18 protein-coding genes are annotated in these 19,351 nt (G+C 69.8%); 14 read left to right on the forward strand and 4 right to left on the reverse strand.

Annotated elements, in window-relative coordinates:
• Positions 1-48 precede the first annotated feature (48 nt).
• From ACAV_RS05575 to ACAV_RS05590, 4 genes are read right to left on the reverse strand one after another with little or no spacing between them, the layout of a single operon-like run.
• Positions 49-1,359, reverse strand: a complete 1,311-nt coding sequence (locus ACAV_RS05575) for an NAD(P)/FAD-dependent oxidoreductase (protein ID WP_013593602.1) — start codon at positions 1,357-1,359, stop codon at positions 49-51.
• Positions 1,356-2,102, reverse strand: coding sequence for an amino acid ABC transporter ATP-binding protein (locus ACAV_RS05580; RefSeq protein WP_013593603.1), 747 nt, complete (start codon positions 2,100-2,102; stop codon positions 1,356-1,358). Before ACAV_RS05580 ends, ACAV_RS05575 begins: the two co-directional genes overlap by 4 nt.
• Positions 2,099-2,761 (reverse strand): amino acid ABC transporter permease, encoded by a 663-nt coding sequence (locus ACAV_RS05585; protein ID WP_013593604.1) that lies wholly within the window; start codon positions 2,759-2,761, stop codon positions 2,099-2,101. The genes ACAV_RS05580 and ACAV_RS05585 overlap by 4 nt, the downstream gene beginning before the upstream one ends.
• A gap of 5 nt (positions 2,762-2,766) precedes the next feature.
• A complete protein-coding gene (locus tag ACAV_RS05590; RefSeq protein WP_013593605.1) occupies positions 2,767-3,537 on the reverse strand; it encodes an ABC transporter substrate-binding protein in 771 nt (256 codons plus the stop codon).
• Between the two features lie 207 nt (positions 3,538-3,744).
• Here ACAV_RS05590 and ACAV_RS05595 point away from each other — a divergent pair, with 207 nt between their 5' ends.
• From ACAV_RS05595 to ACAV_RS05660, 14 genes are all read left to right on the forward strand, one after another.
• Complete coding sequence (locus ACAV_RS05595) at positions 3,745-4,539, forward strand: IclR family transcriptional regulator (RefSeq protein ID WP_013593606.1); 795 nt, start codon at positions 3,745-3,747, stop codon at positions 4,537-4,539.
• Between the two features lie 15 nt (positions 4,540-4,554).
• Positions 4,555-5,532 (forward strand): aromatic ring-hydroxylating dioxygenase subunit alpha, encoded by a 978-nt coding sequence (locus ACAV_RS05600; protein ID WP_013593607.1) that lies wholly within the window; start codon positions 4,555-4,557, stop codon positions 5,530-5,532.
• 196 nt (positions 5,533-5,728) lie between these two features.
• The gene (locus ACAV_RS05605) at positions 5,729-6,919 is read left to right on the forward strand and encodes an amylo-alpha-1,6-glucosidase (protein ID WP_013593608.1); all 1,191 of its coding nucleotides are present in this window, start codon (positions 5,729-5,731) and stop codon (positions 6,917-6,919) included.
• Between the two features lie 70 nt (positions 6,920-6,989).
• The gene (locus ACAV_RS05610; protein WP_013593609.1) at positions 6,990-8,066 is read left to right on the forward strand and encodes an adenosine deaminase; all 1,077 of its coding nucleotides are present in this window, start codon (positions 6,990-6,992) and stop codon (positions 8,064-8,066) included.
• A gap of 106 nt (positions 8,067-8,172) precedes the next feature.
• A complete protein-coding gene (locus ACAV_RS05615) occupies positions 8,173-9,009 on the forward strand; it encodes an AraC family transcriptional regulator (protein ID WP_013593610.1) in 837 nt (278 codons plus the stop codon).
• A 120-nt stretch (positions 9,010-9,129) separates the two neighbouring features.
• Positions 9,130-11,577, forward strand: a complete 2,448-nt coding sequence (locus ACAV_RS05620; protein WP_013593611.1) for a penicillin acylase family protein — start codon at positions 9,130-9,132, stop codon at positions 11,575-11,577.
• Positions 11,578-11,680: 103 nt separating this feature from the next.
• A complete protein-coding gene (locus ACAV_RS05625) occupies positions 11,681-12,658 on the forward strand; it encodes a 2-hydroxyacid dehydrogenase (RefSeq protein WP_041828597.1) in 978 nt (325 codons plus the stop codon).
• 138 nt (positions 12,659-12,796) lie between these two features.
• Positions 12,797-13,906, forward strand: a complete 1,110-nt coding sequence (locus ACAV_RS05630) for a BMP family ABC transporter substrate-binding protein (RefSeq protein WP_013593613.1) — start codon at positions 12,797-12,799, stop codon at positions 13,904-13,906.
• Positions 13,907-14,003: 97 nt separating this feature from the next.
• Positions 14,004-15,326, forward strand: a complete 1,323-nt coding sequence (guaD, locus tag ACAV_RS05635; RefSeq protein WP_013593614.1) for a guanine deaminase — start codon at positions 14,004-14,006, stop codon at positions 15,324-15,326.
• Between the two features lie 99 nt (positions 15,327-15,425).
• Complete coding sequence (gene dcd / locus ACAV_RS05640) at positions 15,426-15,992, forward strand: dCTP deaminase (RefSeq protein WP_013593615.1); 567 nt, start codon at positions 15,426-15,428, stop codon at positions 15,990-15,992.
• 178 nt (positions 15,993-16,170) lie between these two features.
• Complete coding sequence (locus ACAV_RS05645) at positions 16,171-16,494, forward strand: hypothetical protein (protein ID WP_013593616.1); 324 nt, start codon at positions 16,171-16,173, stop codon at positions 16,492-16,494.
• A gap of 24 nt (positions 16,495-16,518) precedes the next feature.
• The gene (locus tag ACAV_RS05650) at positions 16,519-16,809 is read left to right on the forward strand and encodes a hypothetical protein (RefSeq protein ID WP_013593617.1); all 291 of its coding nucleotides are present in this window, start codon (positions 16,519-16,521) and stop codon (positions 16,807-16,809) included.
• A 55-nt stretch (positions 16,810-16,864) separates the two neighbouring features.
• Positions 16,865-17,761, forward strand: coding sequence for a KPN_02809 family neutral zinc metallopeptidase (gene ypfJ / locus ACAV_RS05655; protein ID WP_013593618.1), 897 nt, complete (start codon positions 16,865-16,867; stop codon positions 17,759-17,761).
• A 109-nt stretch (positions 17,762-17,870) separates the two neighbouring features.
• Positions 17,871-19,346, forward strand: a complete 1,476-nt coding sequence (locus ACAV_RS05660; protein ID WP_013593619.1) for a DEAD/DEAH box helicase — start codon at positions 17,871-17,873, stop codon at positions 19,344-19,346.
• Positions 19,347-19,351 lie beyond the last annotated feature (5 nt).

Here is a 19,351-nt window from a genome sequence, read left to right on the forward strand (position 1 = left end):
GCTATGCCTGCAGCAGGTCGGGGAAAGGCCGCCTGAGCGGCCGGGAACTCAGGTGTTCAGCCGGTCGAGCAGGCTGTACCACGCCACGCCCGCCGCCACATAGAACCGCTGCAGCCCGTGCAGCGGGATGGGCTGGACAGGCGTGACCGGATAGGGGCAGCGTTCCGGCGCGCCGCCACCCACCAGGGCCGCCACCTCCTTCCCCATGCTCGTGGCGAGCGCCACGCCGCGGCCGTTGTAGCCGAGCGCCAGGGTGACGCCCGGCGCGGGCTGGTGCAGGTGGGGCATGAAGTCGCGTGTGACCGCGATGCGGCCAGCCCAGCGGTATGCGTACTCCAGCGGACCCAGGCCGGGAAACATCAGCGCCGTGGCGCGCTCCAGGTGCGCGAAATCCGCCGCGCCGGCGGGGTCCGTGAAGTGTCCGCGCCCGCCCATCAGCAGGCGGCCCTGCGCATCCTTGCGGAAATACAGCAGCAGCCGCTGCGAAGTGGAGCCGGTTTCTCCGCCGGGCAGGATGGCGTTGCCGCCCGGGCCGAGCGGGCGCGTGGCGACGATGAAGCTGTTGGCCGCCAGCACCGTGCGCGCCAGACCCGGCCACAGGCCGTCGGTATAGCCGTTGGTGGCCAGCACGACCTGGCCCGCCTCCACGCTGTGGCCCGCAGCCGTGGTCGCCACCCAGCGCGTGCTCTGCCGTTCCAGCTTCGCCACCGGCGAGCCGCCGTGCAGGTGCACGCCCAGGCCCTGCGCCGCACGCGCCAGGCCACGCGCATAGGCGAGCGGCTGCACGGCTCCGGCGCGCCCGTCCCACCAGCCACCCGCGAACGCCGGGCTGCCGATGCGCGCGGCCGCCTCGGCGCGGCCCAGCATGGCGGTGCGCACGCCGTGGCGCTCCCATTGCCGGGCGCGTGCGTGCATGCCCGCCACCGCCTTTTCCGTGTAACCCACCTGCAGCCAGCCCGCGCGCACTGGTGCGCAATCGATGCCGTGGCGCGTGATGAGGTCGAACACCAGGTCCGCCGATCCGGACACGGCATGGATCAGGGGCTCCCCGCGTGCGGCGCCGTAGATGCGCAGCAGCTCGTCCGGGTCGTGCTTGAGGCTGGGGTTCACCTGCCCGCCGTTGCGGCCCGAGGCGCCCCAGCCGATGCCGTGCGCATCCAGCACGCGCACGCGCGCTCCGCCCTCGGCCAGGTGCAGCGCGGTGGACAGGCCCGTGTAGCCGGCGCCCACCACCAGCACGTCCGCCGTCTGCCGGCCCTGGAGCGGCGGTGCCTCCGGCGCCGGCGGCGCGGTGGCGGCCCAGAGCGAGTCCGCGGCCGGATGGGTGCCGATCGGGCGTGCCGAAGCGGCGCCGCTCATGCCGTGCTCCCCGTGGGGGCATGCAGCACCCGGCGCAGGAAGTCCTGGGTGCGCGCATGCCGCGGTGCGCCCAGCACCTGTGCCGCGTCGCCTCCCTCCACGATGGTGCCGCCGTGCAGGAAGCACACGCGGTCGGCCACCTCGCGCGCGAAGCCCATCTCGTGCGTCACCACCACCATCGTCATGCCTTCATCCGCCAGCGTGCGCATCACGCCGAGCACGTCGCCGACCAGTTCCGGGTCCAGCGCCGAAGTAGGCTCGTCGAACAGCATGGCCTCGGGCTTGAGTGCCAGGGCCCGCGCGATCGCCACGCGCTGCTGCTGCCCTCCCGAGAGCTGCGCCGGGTAGTGCCCGCCCTTGTCGGCCAGGCCCACTTTCTCCAGCAGCGCCAGTGCCTCGGAACGCGCCTGGGCGGAGGGCGCGCCCAGCACGTGCACAGGGCCTTCCATCACGTTCTCCAGCGCGGTGCGGTGGGGAAACAGGTTGAAGCGCTGGAACACCATGCCCATGCGGCGGCGCAGCAGGTGGATGCCGGCACCGCGCTGGTCCACGCGCTCGCCGAAGGCGCGCACCTCGCCGCCCTGGTAGGACTCCAGCCCGTTGATGCAGCGCAGCACGGTGGATTTGCCCGAGCCCGAGGGGCCGATGAGGCAGACCACCTCGCCGCGCGCCACGCGCAGGCTCACGCCCTGCAGCACGCGGTGCGCGCCGTAGGCTTTCTGCAGGCCTTCGATCTCGATCATCGGCGGCTCCCCGCGCCCAGCCGGCGCTCCAGGCGCCGCAGGCAGGCCACCAGCGGCAGGCTCATCGCGAGGTAGAGCAGCGCCACCAGGGTATAGACGGTCATGTTCTGGAAGGTGGACGAAGCGATGAGCTGGCCGGCGCGCGTCATCTCCGCCACCGTGATGGTGGAGACCAGCGACGAGTCCTTGAGCATCATCACCAGCGTGTTGCCGTAGGGGGGCAGCGCGATGCGGAAGGCCTGTGGCAGGATCACCCGCCGCATCAGCAGGGCGGGGCGCATGCCCATGGCCAGCGCCGCTTCGCGCTGGCCCGGGTCCACCGCCTCGATGCCGGCACGGAAGTTCTCCGCCTGGTAGGCGGAATAGGCGATGCCCAGCCCGATCACGCCGGCCTGGAACGCCGTGAGCTGCACGCCGAAATCCGGCAGCACGAAGTAGATGTAGAACAGCTGCACGATGATCGGCAGCCCGCGGATCACGTTGATGAACGTGGAGGCCGCGAGCGACACCGCCCGCACCGGCGAGAGCTTGCCGAGCGCGAGGATGAGCCCGAGGGCGCTGCTGAGCAGGAAGGCGAGCACGGTGACCTGTACCGTGACCACCGCGCCCTGCAGCAGGATGGGCAGGAAGTCGCGCGCATGCTGGAGGAAGTTGGACATGGGGCTCAAATGCCCCACTTCTTCGTGATCTGCGCGAGCGTGCCATCGGCCTTGATCGCGGCGATCGCCTTGTTCAGGCGCTGCAGCGTCTCGGCATCGCCCTTGCGCACCACCAGGCACACGTCGCCCACGTTCGACGGCTTGTAGCCTTCGGCCAGCTTCACGCCCTGGAAGGTGTTCTGGCGGATCTGGTAGGCCAGGATCGGCTGGTCCGCCAGGCCCGCCTTGATGCGGCCCAGGGCCAGGTCGCGCGTCAGGTCGGCCACCGAGTCGTAGCTGCGCACCTCCTTGAAGATGCCTTTCTTCTGCAGCATGTCGAGGAACACCGTGCCCACCTGCGCGCCCACCACCTCGCCCTTCATGTCGTCCAGCGAGGTGTAGGCGCGGCCGTCGTCGGCCTTCACGATCAGGCCTTCGCCGTAGGAATAGACCGGGTCGCTGAAATCCACCACCTGCTGGCGCGCGGGCGTCTTCAGCATGGCGGCCGAGACGATATCGATCTTGTTGGCGGTGAGCGAGGGAATCAGCGCCGAGAACACCGTCTGCTGGACGTTCACGGTGAACCCACCTGCCTTGGCCACCGCCTGCACGGTGTCCACCATCATGCCCTGGATGGTGTTGGTCTTGATGTCGAGGAAGGTGAAGGGAATGCCCGTGGCGGTCGCGCCGGCGTTGTAGCTCGCGGGCGCGGCCCCCTGTGCGCAGGCAGCCGTGACGGCGGCGGCAGCCAGCAGGCCGGACGTGAGATGGCGGAGGCGGCGGATGAGGAAACGCATGGCAGGGGCTCCTTGAACGAAAGGCGGAATGGACCACGGTGTGCGCCATGCACGCCATTGGGGCGTGCCGGTCCGCACGGCGGAGTACGGTGCAAGATCGGTGCCATCATCGATTTGTATGGAGCGTTTTGTAATCGGTGAAAACTACTAGTCGCCAATATGAAATCGATATGCGATTTTTTAAGGCGTCCGGGCTATACTGCTTCCATGGCCTCCACCCCTTCCGAAGATGACGTCAGCCGCCTGTTCAACCAGTCCGTCGAGAAGGGGCTGGACGTGCTGTGCGCCTTCGGCGCCCAGCGCCGGGGTATGACCTTCGCCGAGGTCGCCGAGGCCGCGGGCATCAACCGCAGCTCGGCGCAGCGCATGGTCTACACCCTCGAGCAACTGGGGTACGTGCGCAAGCATCCGCAGACGCGGCGCTACGAACTCACGCCGCGCGTGCTGCGCATCGGGTTCAACTACCTGGCCGGCAACCCGCTCATCGACCTGGCCAATCCGTTCCTGTCCGAACTCACCAACGTCACCACGGAAACCACCTGCCTCACCGAGGCCGACGGCGCCGAGATGGTCTATGTGGCGCGCTTCGTCAGCGCCCAGTTCGTGCCCGTGCACATGCCCATCGGCAGCCGCATCCCGATGTACTGCACCGCTTCCGGGCGGGCCTTCCTGAGCGCACTGCCCGAGGCCGATGCGCTGGCGCTCATCCGCCAGGGCGAGCGCGTGGCCCATACCCGCCATACGCTGACCGATGAGTCCGCCATCCTGGAGCAACTGCAGCTGGCCCGGCAGCGCGGCTATGCGGTCAACCGCGAAGAGCTGTTCCTGGGCGACATGACCCTGGCCGCGCCGGTCGTCGGCGGGCGCGGCCGGCCCGTGGCGGCCGTGCATGTCGTGGCGCCCACCAGCCGCTGGACGCCCGAGGAGGCGGAAAAACGCCTCGCGCCGGCCCTGATCGCCTGCGCACGCTCGCTGAGCAATTCCGTGCGCGCGCTGGCCTGACAATCCGGTCCCACGATGATCGAACACCACCACTGGCACCCTGTCGCCCTGGCCGAGGACGTCGGCTCCTCACCCCTGGCCGCGCTGCTCCTGGACCAGCGCCTCGTCCTCTGGCGCGATGCTGCAGGCGCGCCGCACGCCTTCCCCGACCGCTGCCCCCACCGCGGCGCACGCCTCTCGCTCGGCCGCGTGCACGACGGCCGGCTCGAGTGCCCCTACCACGGCTGGCAGTTCGAGGGCGGTGGCCGCTGCGTCCACGTGCCCGCGCTGCCGCAGTTCCAGCCGCCGGCCGGCCACCGCGTGGAATGCTTCGGCGTGCGGGAGGCCCACGGCCTGGTGTGGGTGTGCCTGGCGCCGGGCGACGCCGCCCTGCCGGCATTCACTGCGGAAGACGATGCACGACTGCGCAAGCTCAACTGCGGACCCTACGATGTGGCGGCCAGCGCGCCGCGCATCGTCGAGAACTTCCTCGACATGTCCCACTTCGGCTTCGTGCACGAAGGCTGGCTGGGCGCGCGCGATGCCGCGGCCATCGACGATTACCGCGTGGAGCCCACGCCGACCGGCCTGCTGGCCACCGGCTGCAAGGCCTGGCAGCCGCAGTCCAACCTGCATTCCACGGCCGCCGCGCAGGTCGAATACACCTACGAGGTCACGGGGCCCTACACGGCGGTGCTCACCAAGCTGCCCGAAGCGGGCACCACCGCGGTGGAGGGCTGGCGCGAGTCCATCGCGCTCTACATATGCCCGCTCACGCCGGAATCGAGCCGCGTGTGGTTCCGCCTGGCAGTGGCGGATTTCGATTCGCCGGACAGCAAGCTGCGCGATTTCCAGCACACCATCTTCACGCAGGACCAGCCGGTGCTCGAATCCCAGCAGCCCAGGCGCCTGCCCCTGGACCTGCGTGCAGAGCTGCATACCGCCGCGGACAAGGCCTCATCCGCCTACCGGCGCTACCTGCGCGGCTGCGGCATCACCTTCGGCGTCTGCTGAGGCGCTCGCGGCCACGCCGGATGCAGGCGGGGGCCTGGACAGTTCCGCGTCCGGCTGCACAATGGAACCCGTGCCGGCTCCGATGCTCCATGCCCGGGAGGGTGCGTGGTCGCCCGGCCATCCGGCCCCGCGGGGCCACCTGGCGCATGACACGCCTCGCTGCCCGCCTGCCTGCCCGCCTGCCCATTGCATGCCCATGACAGACCATTCCCTCGACGCCCAATCCCTCGCGCTGATCGATGCCTGTTCGGAAGCCTCCCTCGCGCTGCTCGAACGCAACCTCACGCCCCACGGCATCCTGGCCGCGAGCCGCACCGCGGCGGCGGTGGCGCGGCGCTACACGCGGATCTTCGGGCGCGACGCAGCCATGTGCGTCATGGCGATGTGCGGCAGCGGCGTGCCGTCCCTGGAGGAGGGCGCCGTGGCCAGCCTCGATGCGCTCGCCTCGCAGCAGGCCCCCAACGGCCAGATTCCCAAATACGTCGATCCGGAAGGACGCGATGCGGATTTCTGGTACCTGGGCTGCATCGATGCCACGCTCTGGTGGCTGATCGCGGTGGACCACGTGCGCCGCCACGGAGCGGTGGGCGCCGGCCGCTGGGCGGACGGCGTCGAGCGTGCCATCGGCTGGCTGCTCGCGCAGGAGCACCAGCATTTCCGCCTGCTGCAGCAGAACGAGGCCAGCGACTGGGCGGACATCATGCCGCGCTCGGGCTACGTGCTCTACACCAATGCCCTGTGGTTTGACGTCAAGCGCCGCTTCTCGCTCTGCCAGGCGGAGGACACGCAACACCATTTCAACCACCTCTTCAACCCCTTCCAGCGCGACCTGCCCGAGTACCACCGCGCCCGGCTGCTGCAGCACTATGCCCGCCGCGGCCGGCGCGACCCGGGCCTGTTCCTGAGCTTCGTGAACCTGGCGGTGGTGGGCGACGAGGGCGACGTGTTCGGCAACCTGCTTGCCATCCAGTGCGGCCTTGCCGACGAGGCGATGGCGCACAGCATCGTCAACACCATCGAGGCCGCCCATGCGGGCCACTCCCTGCCCGTGCGCGTGGTGCTGCACCCGCTGTCCCACGAGCACGACCTGTGGCGGGCGTACATGGGACGGCACCGCCAGAACCTCATGCACCAGTACCACAACGGCGGCATCTGGCCCTTCGTCGGCGGCTTCTGGGTGATGGCGCTGGCCCGCCTGGGCCTGCACCGTGCCGGCTGGTCCGGGCTGGCGAAGCTGGCCCATGCCAATGCGCTCGACGACTGGCGCTTCACCGAATGGTTCCACGGCCGCACGCTGGCGCCCATGGGCATGGCCGGCCAGAGCTGGAACGCGGCCACCTTCCTGCTGGCCCGGCGCGCGCTGCAGGGGCAGGACTCGGCCTGGTAGCCCGCGCGGCCCCGGCCGGCCTTATGCTGTGCTCTGCGCGCATCCGTGCCGCGCCTTCCCGAGGCTTCCCATGACCGATTCCCGTACCACCCTCCCGCCGCATGCCGGCGCCATCGCCCCGGAGCGCCTGCCCGACCTGCTGCGCGCCATGCCCAAGGCAGAGCTCCACATGCACATCGAGGGCTCGCTCGAACCCGAGCTGATCTTCGCGCTCGCCGAGCGCAACGGCGTGGCGCTGCCCTATGCCGACGTGGAGGCGCTGCGCAGTGCCTACGCCTTCACCAACCTGCAGAGCTTCCTCGACATCTACTACGCCGGCGCGAGCGTGCTGCTGCACGAGCAGGATTTCTACGACATGGCCTGGGCCTACCTGCAGCGCGCGGCCGCCGACCACATCGTGCATACCGAGATGTTCTTCGACCCGCAGACCCACACCGCGCGCGGCGTCGCCATCGGCACGGTCATCGAAGGCCTGCACCGTGCCTGCGAGGACGCCAGGGCGCAACTGGGCGTGAGCGCCTCGCTGATCCTGTGCTTCCTGCGCCACCTCAGCGAAGAAGACGCCTTCGAGACGCTGGAGCAGGCGCTGCCCTACCGGGACCGCTTCATCGGCGTGGGCCTGGACTCGAGCGAGGTGGGCCACCCGCCCGAGAAGTTCGCCCGCGTGTTCGCGCGCTGCGGCGAACTGGGCCTGCACCGCGTCGCCCACGCGGGCGAGGAGGGGCCGCCGGCCTATATCTGGAGCGCGCTCGACGTGCTGCATGCCGAGCGCATCGACCATGGCGTGCAGGCCGTGCACGACCCGGCGCTGATGCGCCGGCTGGCCGCCGAGCGGGTGGCACTCACCGTCTGCCCGCTGTCCAACGAGAAGCTGTGCGTCTTTCCCGACCTGGCCGACCACAACATCCAGGCCCTGCTGGACGCTGGCCTGGCGGCCACGGTGAACTCTGACGACCCCGCCTATTTCGGCGGCTACCTGAACACGAATTTCGTGCGCCTGTTCGAGGCCGTCCCCACGCTCACGGCGGCGCATGCCTACCAGCTCGCGTCCAACAGCTTCGAGGCGAGCTTCGTTCCCGACGCGGACAAGCAGGCCTGGCAGCGCGCGCTGCGGGCCTGCTTCGACCGCTTCGCCGCGCCGCATTGAAACGGCATGGCCCCGCGGGTCATTGCGGATCGACGGCCGATAGTCTGTTGCGTGAGAATCACGGGCGCGCAAGCTGGCGCCGGTCCGGGCACGCGCCGCACACCGCATGTCCACCACCAACCAGCTGCATCTCTGGGACGACCGCTTCTTCTACATCACGGAGGCGATCCAGTCCGGTCTCACCGCCCGGGCTTCCGCCACCCTGCTGGCATCCGCCACCGGCCGCCCCTTTGTCCTCGTCGCGCTCGATGGCACGGTGCTGCGCTGCACCGCGGCCCTGGTGGCGCCGCATGTTCCCCGCCAGCTCGACGCCGATGGCTGCGGCCTGCTTTCGCTGAACGTCGATCCGGCGTCCGGAACGTTCCGCAGGCTGGCCGCGCGCCTGGACGGCCGGGGCATCCTGCCGCTGGATGCGGCCGGCTTCGGCGCGCTGCGCGAGGACTTCGAGGGCGCATTGCATGGCGAGCTGGACAGCCCGGCCCTGCGCCGCCTCAGCGGCGGCATGCTGGACGCGGCCTGCGGCTGTGCCGTGAAGCGCTCCCGCGGCGGCGACCGGCCGTGCCTGGATCCGCGCGTGGAGCGCGTGCTGCAGCGGATGCGCGATGCCGGAAGCCATGGCATGGCGGTTCCGCTGTGCGACCTGGCGGCCGTGGCCTGCCTGTCGCCCGGGCGGCTCACGCACCTCTTCCATGAACAGACCGGCCTGTCGATCAAGCGCTACCTGCTGTGGTCCAAGATACGCCGCACCGTGCAGATGATGGCCTCGGGCATGCCGCTCACCGGCATCGCGCTCGCGGGCGGCTTCACCGACGGCGCGCACATGAGCCGCACCTTCCAGCGCTGCTTCGGCCTGACACCGTCCTTCCTGGCGGACGCGGGCCGCGTGGACGTGTTCGTGGACGACTGCGCGCACACGGCCTGGCGCGGTGCGCAGGCCTGCTGACGCGTTCCCTGCCGGGGTTGCGTAGCCGCTGCGTACAAGCGCCCGGCGGCAATTTTTCCTATGCTCTGGCGGCCCCGGCCATTCCGGCCGACAAGAGGGCCCACAAGGAGACATGCAACCATGCGCACTACGTTCCGTGGCGGCCTGAGGCCGCTTTCCCTTTGTTTCGTCGCCAGCCTCGCCGCCTGTGGCGGCGGGCGCGGCGACGGCGAACTGGCCCCCTACACCGCGGAGATCCGCCGCACCGCCATGGGCATGCCGCACATCAAGGCCACCACCTGGGGCGGGGCGGGCTTCGGCTACGGCTACGCACAGGCGCAGGACAATCTCTGCACCCTCGCCGATGCCTTCGTCACCTACCGCGGCGAGCGCTCCCGCTACTTCGGCGGGTCCGCGCAGGTCATCTACAACAGCACGCTGGGCCGGCCGCTCAACATCGATTCGGACTTCTTCCACCGCCACGTCATCTCCGCCGACGTGGTGGAGAAAATGATGGCGGCCCAGCCGGAGAAGCTCCGGCAGATGGTCGAGGGGTTTGCCGCCGGCTACAACCGCTACCTGGGCGACCTCCAGGTCGACAGCGGCGCCCATGCAGCCTGCCGCAATGAAGCCTGGGTGCAGCCCGTCACCGCGCAGGACATATGGCGGCGCATGTACGCCGCGAACCTGGCGGGCGGCTACAGCAACTTCGCGGCGGCCATCGCCAACGCCACCGCGCCGGCCGCCACCCGGTCTGGCACCGCCGCGGCCACGCCGCAGCGCAAGGATGGCTCCACCTCGCTCGCGGCCCTGGATGCCTCCCGGTCCCGTGCCCCGGAGCTGCAGGTCGGCGGCACGGCAGGCATCGGCAGCAACATGTACGGCTTCGGCACGGCGGGGACGGGCGAGGGCAGCCCGCTGCTCTTCGGCAACCCGCACTGGTACTGGAAGGGGCCCGACCGCTTCTACCAGGCGCAGCTCACCATCGGCAACGAGCTGAACGTGAGCGGGGTGTCGTTCCTGGGCATCCCGGTGGTGCTGATCGGCTTCAACGACAACGTGGCCTGGAGCCATACGGTCTCCACCGCGCGCCGCTTCGGCTTCTTCCAGCTCACGCTGGCCGCGGGCGATCCCACGAGCTACCTGCGCGACGGCGCCCCGGTGAAGATGGCGGCCACTACCATCACGGTGCAGAACCGCACGGCATCGGGCACGGTCGACGTGACGCGCACGCTCTACAAGACCGACATGGGCCCGCTGGTGAACCTGTCCACGCTCAACCCGGCGCTGGCCTGGAACCAGACCACCGCCTTCGTCATCCGCGACATCAACGGCGAGAACTACCGCACCTTCCGCAACTGGATGCGCTGGAACCAGGCCCGCTCGCTCGACGAATTCATCGCCATCCAGCGCGAGGAGTCCGCCATTCCCTGGGTCAACACCGTGGCCGTGGGGCGCGGCAGCGCCCGCGCCTGGTATGCCGACATGGGCGCGGTACCCAACGTGTCCGCGAGCCAGCTGGCCTCCTGCACCACGGCCTACGGCAAGGCCGTCGCCGCGGCGCTGCCGGGCGTGCCGTTCTTCGACGGCTCCCGCAGCGCCTGCGACTGGCAGTCCGATCCGGATTCCGTGCAGAAGGGCGCCATCGGCCCGTCGCGCATGCCCAACCTGCAGCGCGACGACTACGTGGGCAACATGAACGACAGCTACTGGCTCGCCAACGCCAACGCGCCGCTCACCGGTTACGCCCCCATCTTCGGTGCCACCGGTGCCCAGCAGAGCCTGCGCACGCGCCTGGGCCACACGATGGCGCTGCAGCGCCTGGCCGGCAGCGACGGCTACGGCGGCCGCCAGGCCACCAGCACCATCGTGCGCCAGATGGTCCTGAACAGCCGCGTCTTCAGCGCCGAGCGCTTCAAGGACCAGGCGCTCGCGCTGGTCTGCGCCTCGCCACAGGTCACGGTGGGCGGCTCCTCCGTGGACGTGGCTTCCGCCTGCGCCGCCCTGCGGGCCTGGGACAACACCGGCAACAGCGATGCGCGCGGCTCGCACGTGTGGGATGAATTCTGGAGCCGCGTGCAGGTGCCCGCCGCCCAGCTCTACACCACGCCGTTCGACCCGGCCGATCCGTTGAACACGCCGCGCGACCTGAATCCCGCGGCGGCCGGCGCCCTGCAGCAGGCCTTCGGTGCCGCCGTGGCCAAGGTCGCGCAGAGCGGCTTCGCGGTGGACGCACGGCGCGGCGACGTGCTGTTCTCGGTGCGCGGCGGAAAGAAGCTACCCCTGTTCGGCGGTTGCGCCGGAGTGGGCTACTTCACCATCACCTGCTCGGAGAACCCCATCGACCAGGGCGGATATTCCATGGACGGCCAGCCGCACGGCAACAGCTACCTGCAGGTGGTCACGTTCCCCGCGGGCGGGGTGCAGGCCCATACGCTGCTCACCCATTCCCTCTCGGACGACCCGGGCTCTGCGCACCAGGGCGACTACACCCAGGCCTATTCCGCGAAGCAGTGGGTGCGCGTGCCCTTCACGGAGGCCGAGATCGCCGCGGATGCGAATTTACGCACCCAGACCGTCCGGCCGTAGTTCCCCGGGGCCGCGGGCTGGCGCACAATCTCGTCACTCCGGCCGGTGTGCCGCCGCGGCCCTTGCGGCCGCCGCGGCATGCCCGCGCCCGATCCCCGGGCGCATGCCGACCTTGATTGTTGGATTGGAAGCTTCCACCGTGTCCACCCCGCGCATTCCCCTCCTGGCCCTCAATACCCTGTCGCCGCAGCACCAGGCCCAGATCGCCGCCGCCTACGACCTGCACTACGCGCCCACCCCCAACGACCGCACGCAGGCGATCGCCACGCAGGGCGGCCGCTTCCGCGCGGTGCTGACCATCGGCTCCATCGGCCTCACGGCCCAGGAAATCGAGTCCATGCCCGCCCTCGAGCTCATCTGCGCCCTGGGCGCCGGCTACGAGAACATCGCGCTCGACGCCGCCAGGGCGCGCGGCATCGCCGTGGCCAACGGCGCGGGCACCAACGACGACTGCGTGGCCGACCATGCCTTCGGTCTGCTCATCTCCATCGTGCGCGGCCTGCGTCCGCTGGACCGGCTCTGCCGCGAAGGCGTCTGGCGCGACGCCATCGGACTGCCGCCGAACGTGTCCGGCAAGCGCCTGGGCATCTTCGGGCTGGGCACCATTGGCCAGAAGATCGCGCGCCGCGCGTCCGGCTTCGACATGCAGATCGGCTACCACAACCGCAATCCGCGGGAAGGCGTGCCGCACCAGTACTTCCCCAGCCTGCGCGACCTCGCCGAATGGTGCGACGTCCTGGTGTGCGCCACGCCCGGCGGCCCGTCCACGCGCCACGCGGTGAATGCCGAGATCCTCGACGCCATCGGCCCGCTGGGCTACCTCGTGAACATCGCTCGCGGCAGCGTGGTCGATACCGAGGCGCTGGCCGACGCGCTGCGCGAGCGCCGCATCGCCGGCGCGGGCCTGGACGTGTACGAGAGCGAGCCGCATCCGCCCGAGGCCCTCGTCGGGTTCGACAACATCGTGCTGACCCCGCACGTGGCCGGCTGGTCGCCCGAGGCCGTGCAGGCCAGCGTGGACCGGTTCATGGCGAATGCGGAAGGGCATTTCTCCGGGCGCGGCGTGGTGTCGCCGGTCTGATCCGGAAGGCCCCACCGGGCCCGCGGAAGGCGGGCCGCGGGTAAAATCCTTCCCCTTTCTTCCGCAGAAGCGGACAAAAGGCTGCTGTCCCGGCAGCCTTTTTCTTTTTCCAGTTCCGGGACCATGTAGAGGACCACCATGTACAAAAACCTCGCTGCCGCGCTCGCGGCCGCCTGTCTTTTCCTGTCTTCCACCGCCGGGGCGCAGCCGCCCGCCAAGCCCGCCGCACCGGCCGACACCGCTCCGGTGAAAGCCGGCTTCGTGTACGTATCGCCCATCACCGAGGCCGGCTGGACGCGCCAGCACGACGAAGGGCGCCGCGCCGTCGAGGCGGCCCTGGGGCCGCAGGTGCGCACGACCTATGTCGAGAACGTGGCCGAAGGCGCGGATGCCGAGCGCGTGATCCGCGACCTCGCCGCCACCGGCCACCAGATCATCTTCACGCCCAGCTTCGGCTACATGGAGCCCACGCTGCGGGTGGCGCGCGACTTCCCCGGGGTGAAGTTCGAATCCATCACCGGCTACAAGACCGCGCCCAACGTCGCCACCGCCAACGCGCGCTACTACGAGGGCCGCTACCTCGCGGGCGTCGCGGCGGGCCGCATGACGCGCTCGCACGTCGCGGGCTTCGTGGCCGGCTTCCCGATCCCCGAGGTGCTGCAGGGCATCAACGCCTTCACGCTCGGCATGCGCTCGGTCGATCCGAAGGCCACCGTCAAGGTGGTATGGCTGAACGTCTGGTTCGATCCCCCGAAGGAGCGCGACGCGGCCATGGCGCTCTTCAACGAGGGCGTGGACGTGGTGGCCTTCCATACCGGCTCCACCGCGGTGATGGCCGCCGCCCAGGAGCGCGGGCGCCTGGCCATCGGCTACCACTCCGACATGCGGGGCACCGGTCCGGACGCGCAGATTCTCGCCGTCACGCACCAGTGGGGCGCCTACTACACGGAGCGCGTGCGCGCCGTCCGCGACGGCCGCTGGACGAGCGGCAACCTCTGGGGCGGCGTGCGCGAGGGCATGGTGCGCGTGGAGGGCTTCGGCAGCCGCGTGCCCCCCGCCGTGCGCAAGGAAGTGCTTGCACGCCAGGACGACATCGCCCGCGGACGCCTGCACCCGTTCGCGGCCGGCGCCGCGCCCGTGCGGGACAACACCGGGCGCGAGGTGATCGCCGCCGGCCGCACGCTGACCGATGAGCAGATCCTGCGCATGGACTGGCTCGTGGAAGGCGTGCAGCGCCAGGCACGTTAATCACGCCGCAGCCGCGTCCCCCTCGCTCATCCACCCACCCATCCATTCATCTGCCTGACCGTGCGCCCGCGAAGGGCCGCCATGTCATCATTCCCGCATGCCCACGCCGACCTTGCCCCCGACCCCTGACGCCGCCACCCACGTTTACCGGGCCGCGCTGTTGCGCTTCGACGCCGAAGGCCTCCCGCTCTACGACGAAGACGGCCTGCTCGCCATCGGTCCCGGTGCGGACGGCGTGCAGCGCGTGGTCGCTGCAGGCGACTGGCGCACGCTCTCTCCGCGCTTCGCCGGCCTTCCGGTCACGCACACCCCCGGCCGCATCCTCGCGCCCGGCTTCGTGGACATGCACGTGCACTTCCCGCAGACCGACGTCATCGGCTCGCCCGCGGAAGGGCTGCTGCCCTGGCTGGAGAACTACACCTTCCCGCACGAGTCGCGCTTCGCCGACGCCGGCTATGCCCGGGGTGTGGCCACCGTCTTCATCGACGAACTGCTGCGCAACGGCGTCACCACGGCGCTCACCTTCGCCACCTCCCATCCCGCGTCGGTGGATGCGCTGATGGAAGAGGCCTCCGCGCGCGGCATGCGCCTCATCGCCGGCAAGGTGCTGCAGGACCGGAACTCCCCCGACGGCGTGCGCGACGAGACCACCCGGTCGCTCGCCGACACCGAAGACCTGATCCGCCGCTGGCATGGCCGTGGCCGGCTGGGCTACGCGATCACGCCGCGCTTCGCCCCCAGCTGCAGCGAGGCCCAGCTGCGCGGCGCCGGGGAGCTGGCGGCCCGGTACCCCGATGTATGGATCCAGTCGCACGTGGCCGAGAACCGCGACGAGATCCGCTGGGCGCTCGAACTCTTTCCCCAGGCCCGCAGCTACCTCTCCGTGTACGACGGCTTCGGCCTGATGCGCGAGCGGGCCGTCTATGCCCACTGCATCCACTTCGACGACGAGGACCGCGCACTGATGCGCGACACCCGCACCGCCGCGGCCGTCAGCCCCACCAGCAACCTTTTCCTCGGCAGCGGCTTCTTCGACTACGAGGGCGCCGACCGCGTGGGCTTCCGCTACGGCCTCGCGAGCGACGTGGGCGGGGGCACCAGCTTCAGCCCGTTCCACACCATGCTCGCGGCCTACTACGTGGGGCGCGAAGGGCAGACCAAGCCCGGCCTCTCGCTGCCGCCCGGCCACCTCTGGTGGCAGCACACGGCCGGCGCGGCGCGCGCGCTGGGGCTGGAAGGCGTGATCGGCAACCTGCAGCCGGGCTGCGAGGCGGACTTCGTCGTGCTGAACCCTGCCGCCACCCCGCTGCTCGCGCGCAAGACGGCCCAGGCCGCCAGCCTGGACGAACTGCTGTTCGCGATGATCGTGCTGGGCGATGACCGGCTCGTCGAGAGCACGGTGATCGCGTCGACCCCATGAGCCTGTGGGGCCCGTGCAGCGGTTTCATTCAGCTATGAAAAGAGTAGTATCGCGTCCGCGCGCCGCCTTTCGACTGGCGCGCACGAGGAGAGAGAACCCATGAGCATCAAGAGCGACAAATGGATCCGCCGCATGGCCGAACAGCACGGCATGATCGAGCCGTTCGAGCCCGGCCAGATCCGCGAAAGCGATGGCCGCAAGATCATCAGCTACGGCACCAGCAGCTACGGCTATGACATCCGCTGCGCGCCCGAATTCAAGGTGTTCACCAACATCCACAGCACCGTGGTGGACCCGAAGCATTTCGACGAGAAAAGCTTCGTCGATTTCCATGGCGACAGCTGCATCATTCCCCCCAACAGCTTCGCCCTGGCACGCACCGTGGAGTACTTCCGCATCCCGCGCAACGTGCTCACCATCTGCCTGGGCAAGAGCACCTATGCCCGCTGCGGCATCATCGTGAACGTCACGCCCTTCGAGCCCGAATGGGAGGGCTACGTGACCCTCGAGTTCAGCAACACCACGCCGCTGCCGGCGCGCATCTACGCGGGCGAGGGCTGCGCCCAGGTGCTGTTCTTCGAAAGCGACGAGGTCTGCGAGGTGAGCTATCGCGACCGCGGCGGCAAGTACCAGGGACAGGTCGGCGTCACGCTGCCCAAGGCCTGAACTGCGCGAGAAGGGTGCGCGACTGGCGTGTGTCCTACAGGCGGGCGGCCTGTTTCTCCGATGCGCGGGTCGGGGCGGGGCTCTAGCATTTGCATCAAGGTATGCCGTTGCATGTCGTGATGGTTGTCACAAAACGCCGGCAAACTGACACATACGTTCTTTTGCCGAGGACCTCGCCATGCTTGCCTCCTTCCCGCTCCCTTTCGCCCGGGCAGGCGCGCCCGCCGATTACCCCGCCGATCACCCCGCCGACGGGGCCCACCCCTGCGGCCAGCGCTACTGGCCCGCTCAGACGCTGGATGCGTTCCTGCTGCAGATGGCGGCCCGGGGCCATTGCATCAGCGCCGCGATGATGCTCGGCGACCGCCAGTACGCACTGGAACAGATCGCCCGTGCACGCCAGTTGCAGGGGGACACCCTGCAGGCACTGGTGCAGGAGCTTTCCGCGTATTTCGAAGACGCCGAGCCGGCCGCCGCCGGCCTGCACTGGTCCCACCGCTGAAGCGGCCGCCGCCAAGGAATCCCCATGGACCACTTTGACGCACACGCGCCCACCGCGGCCGCCCGGAACGGGGAAGACCGCCGTTCCGCCATCCATCCGGGTCTTCTGGCTGCGGGCGCCACGGTCATCGTGCTGCAGATCGCGGCCATGGCCTGGGTGCTCGAGGACCACGTACGGCACGCCGAGCAGCAGCAGCACACCTGGGTGGCCCGGGGCCTGCAGGCTCCGGCCGACAGATCGGCGCAGGTACCCGGGCAGCAGGCGCTGCAGGCCGACGCCGGCTGGACGGCAGGCACCAGCTTCGCGGCCCGCTGAACCCGCTCCGCCGGGCGTACCATCCGCACTGCATGAATCTTTCAGGGTGCGCACGATGAAATGGGAAGGCAATCGCGAATCGGACAACGTCGAGGACCGCCGTGACGAAGGCGACAGTGGCGCAGGAGGGGGCGGCTTCCCGGTGTTCGGAGGGCGCAGCATCGGTATCGGCACCATCGTCATCGCGCTGATCGGTGGATGGGTGTTCGGCATCAATCCCTTGACCATCCTCGGGCTGCTGAGCGGCGGAGGCGCGCCTCCCGCCCATGTGCAGACCCAGCAGCCCCCGGCCCATCGTCCTCCCGCAGACGACACGATGGCCCGGTTCGTCTCCACCGTGCTCGCCGACACCGAAGACGTCTGGGCCGATGTCTTCCGCCAGAACGGATCCACCTACCAGAACCCGCGGCTCGTGCTTTTCCGCGGGGCCACGCCCACCGCCTGCGGGCGGGGCGAATCGGCCATGGGCCCGTTCTACTGCCCCGCGGACCGCAAGGTCTATATCGACCTCGGCTTCTATGAAACGCTGAAGAACCGCCTCGGCGCCCCTGGCGACTTCGCACAGGCCTACGTGATCGCGCACGAGGTGGGCCACCACGTGCAGAACCTCCTGGGCATCAGCGCCCGGGTGGACCAGATGCGCGGCCGGGTGAGCCAGGTGGAATACAACCACCTGTCCGTGCGCCTGGAACTGCAGGCCGACTGTTTCGCGGGCGTATGGGCCCACCATGCACAGAACGCGCGGCACATCCTGGAGCAGGGTGACGTCGAGGAAGCCATGAACGCTGCCGCGAAGATCGGCGACGATGCGCTGCAGCGCGCGGCCGGCCGCGCGGTCGTTCCGGACAGCTTCACCCACGGCACCAGCGCCCAGCGCCAGCGCTGGTTCCAGACCGGGCTGCAGAGTGGAAGCATCAAGGCCTGCGATACCTTCTCCTCCAGGAGCCTTTGAAAACAACGGCTCTCTGCTATTGAAAATGCAGCAAAAACTGCCACCCCGCCGGCCGTGCGGACGTTCCCGTGGCCTCGGGGAAGGGCTGGTGCGACAATAACGGCCGCACATGACAAGTTCTTTCTCCAATTTATCGCTGGCCGAGCCGCTGGCGCGCGCCGTGGCCGAGATGGGCTACACGTCGATGACCCCCATCCAGGCCGAAGCCATTCCCGTGGTGCTCACCGGCCAGGATGTGATGGGCGCCGCGCAGACCGGCACCGGCAAGACGGCGGCGTTCTCGCTGCCGCTGCTGCAGCGCCTGCTCAAGCACGAAAACAGCTCCACCTCCCCGGCGCGCCATCCCGTTCGCGCCCTGGTGCTGCTGCCCACGCGCGAACTGGCCGACCAGGTCGCCCAGCAGATCGCCCTCTACGCCAAGTACACCAAGCTGCGCAGCACCGTGGTCTTCGGCGGCATGGACATGAAGCCCCAGACGCTGGAGCTCAAGAAAGGTGTGGAAGTCCTCGTGGCCACGCCGGGCCGCCTGCTGGACCACATCGAGGCCAAGAACGCGGTGCTGAACCAGGTCGAGTACGTGGTGCTCGACGAGGCCGACCGCATGCTGGACATCGGTTTCCTGCCCGACCTGCAGCGCATCCTGAGCTACCTGCCCAAGACGCGCACCACGCTGCTGTTCTCCGCCACGTTCTCGCCGGAAATCAAGCGCCTGGCGGGCAGCTACCTGCAGAACCCGGTCACCATCGAGGTCGCCCGCCCGAACGAGACCGCCTCCACGGTCGAGCAGCGCTTCTACAGCGTGAACGACGATGACAAGCGCCGCGCCATCCACCACGTGCTGCGCACGCGCGGGGTCAAGCAGGCCTTCGTCTTCGTCAACAGCAAGCTGGGCTGCGCGCGCCTGTCGCGCACCCTGGAGCGCGAAGGCCTGAAGGCCGCCGCGCTGCATGGCGACAAGAGCCAGGACGAGCGCCTGAAGGCACTGGACGCCTTCAAGCGCGGCGAGGTGGACCTGCTGGTGTGCACCGACGTCGCGGCCCGCGGGCTCGACATCAAGGACGTGCCCGCGGTGTTCAATTTCGACGTGCCGTTCAACGCCGAAGACTACGTGCACCGCATCGGCCGCACGGGCCGCGCGGGCGCCTCCGGCCTCGCCGTCACGCTGGTGTCGAGCAGCGATGCCCGCCTGGTGGCCGACATCGAGAAGCTCACGAAGAAGAAGATCGATCTCGAAGCCCTGGAAGTGGAAGAGGACCGCCCGCGCGGCCGCTTCAACGACGGCCGCCGCGCCTGGCGCGACGACGAGTCCGGCGGTGATGCGCGTGGACGGCGGGAAAGCCGTGGCGAAGGCCCAGGCCGCGACTCCCGGCCGCCGGGCGGCTACCGCACGCCCGCGGCGTCGCGTGATCCCTTCTTCGACAAGCCGTACGAGGCCCCGGCCGCCGAAGCAGCGCCTTCCTGGGAGTCCGCTTCCCGGCAGCAGCCCGCGCGCAGCGGCATTTCCGCCAACATCAAGCCCAAGCGCAAGGTCGCCGCGCTCTTCAAGGCCGCCATGCCGGCCGTGGAAACCCCGTCCGGCCAGTGACCGGC

The organism is Paracidovorax avenae ATCC 19860 (assembly GCF_000176855.2).
GTDB lineage: Bacteria > Pseudomonadota > Gammaproteobacteria > Burkholderiales > Burkholderiaceae_C > Paracidovorax > Paracidovorax avenae.

Coding starts and splice junctions, on each gene's coding strand:
- ACAV_RS05575 (WP_013593602.1), bottom strand. CDS start 1,359: ATGAGCGGCGCCGCTTCGGCACGCCCGATCGGCACCCATCCGGCCGCG.
- ACAV_RS05580 (WP_013593603.1), bottom strand. CDS start 2,102: ATGATCGAGATCGAAGGCCTGCAGAAAGCCTACGGCGCGCACCGCGTG.
- ACAV_RS05585 (WP_013593604.1), bottom strand. CDS start 2,761: ATGTCCAACTTCCTCCAGCATGCGCGCGACTTCCTGCCCATCCTGCTG.
- ACAV_RS05590 (WP_013593605.1), bottom strand. CDS start 3,537: ATGCGTTTCCTCATCCGCCGCCTCCGCCATCTCACGTCCGGCCTGCTG.
- ACAV_RS05595 (WP_013593606.1), top strand. CDS start 3,745: ATGGCCTCCACCCCTTCCGAAGATGACGTCAGCCGCCTGTTCAACCAG.
- ACAV_RS05600 (WP_013593607.1), top strand. CDS start 4,555: ATGATCGAACACCACCACTGGCACCCTGTCGCCCTGGCCGAGGACGTC.
- ACAV_RS05605 (WP_013593608.1), top strand. CDS start 5,729: ATGACAGACCATTCCCTCGACGCCCAATCCCTCGCGCTGATCGATGCC.
- ACAV_RS05610 (WP_013593609.1), top strand. CDS start 6,990: ATGACCGATTCCCGTACCACCCTCCCGCCGCATGCCGGCGCCATCGCC.
- ACAV_RS05615 (WP_013593610.1), top strand. CDS start 8,173: ATGTCCACCACCAACCAGCTGCATCTCTGGGACGACCGCTTCTTCTAC.
- ACAV_RS05620 (WP_013593611.1), top strand. CDS start 9,130: ATGCGCACTACGTTCCGTGGCGGCCTGAGGCCGCTTTCCCTTTGTTTC.
- ACAV_RS05625 (WP_041828597.1), top strand. CDS start 11,681: ATGCCGACCTTGATTGTTGGATTGGAAGCTTCCACCGTGTCCACCCCG.
- ACAV_RS05630 (WP_013593613.1), top strand. CDS start 12,797: ATGTACAAAAACCTCGCTGCCGCGCTCGCGGCCGCCTGTCTTTTCCTG.
- guaD (WP_013593614.1), top strand. CDS start 14,004: ATGCCCACGCCGACCTTGCCCCCGACCCCTGACGCCGCCACCCACGTT.
- dcd (WP_013593615.1), top strand. CDS start 15,426: ATGAGCATCAAGAGCGACAAATGGATCCGCCGCATGGCCGAACAGCAC.
- ACAV_RS05645 (WP_013593616.1), top strand. CDS start 16,171: ATGCTTGCCTCCTTCCCGCTCCCTTTCGCCCGGGCAGGCGCGCCCGCC.
- ACAV_RS05650 (WP_013593617.1), top strand. CDS start 16,519: ATGGACCACTTTGACGCACACGCGCCCACCGCGGCCGCCCGGAACGGG.
- ypfJ (WP_013593618.1), top strand. CDS start 16,865: ATGAAATGGGAAGGCAATCGCGAATCGGACAACGTCGAGGACCGCCGT.
- ACAV_RS05660 (WP_013593619.1), top strand. CDS start 17,871: ATGACAAGTTCTTTCTCCAATTTATCGCTGGCCGAGCCGCTGGCGCGC.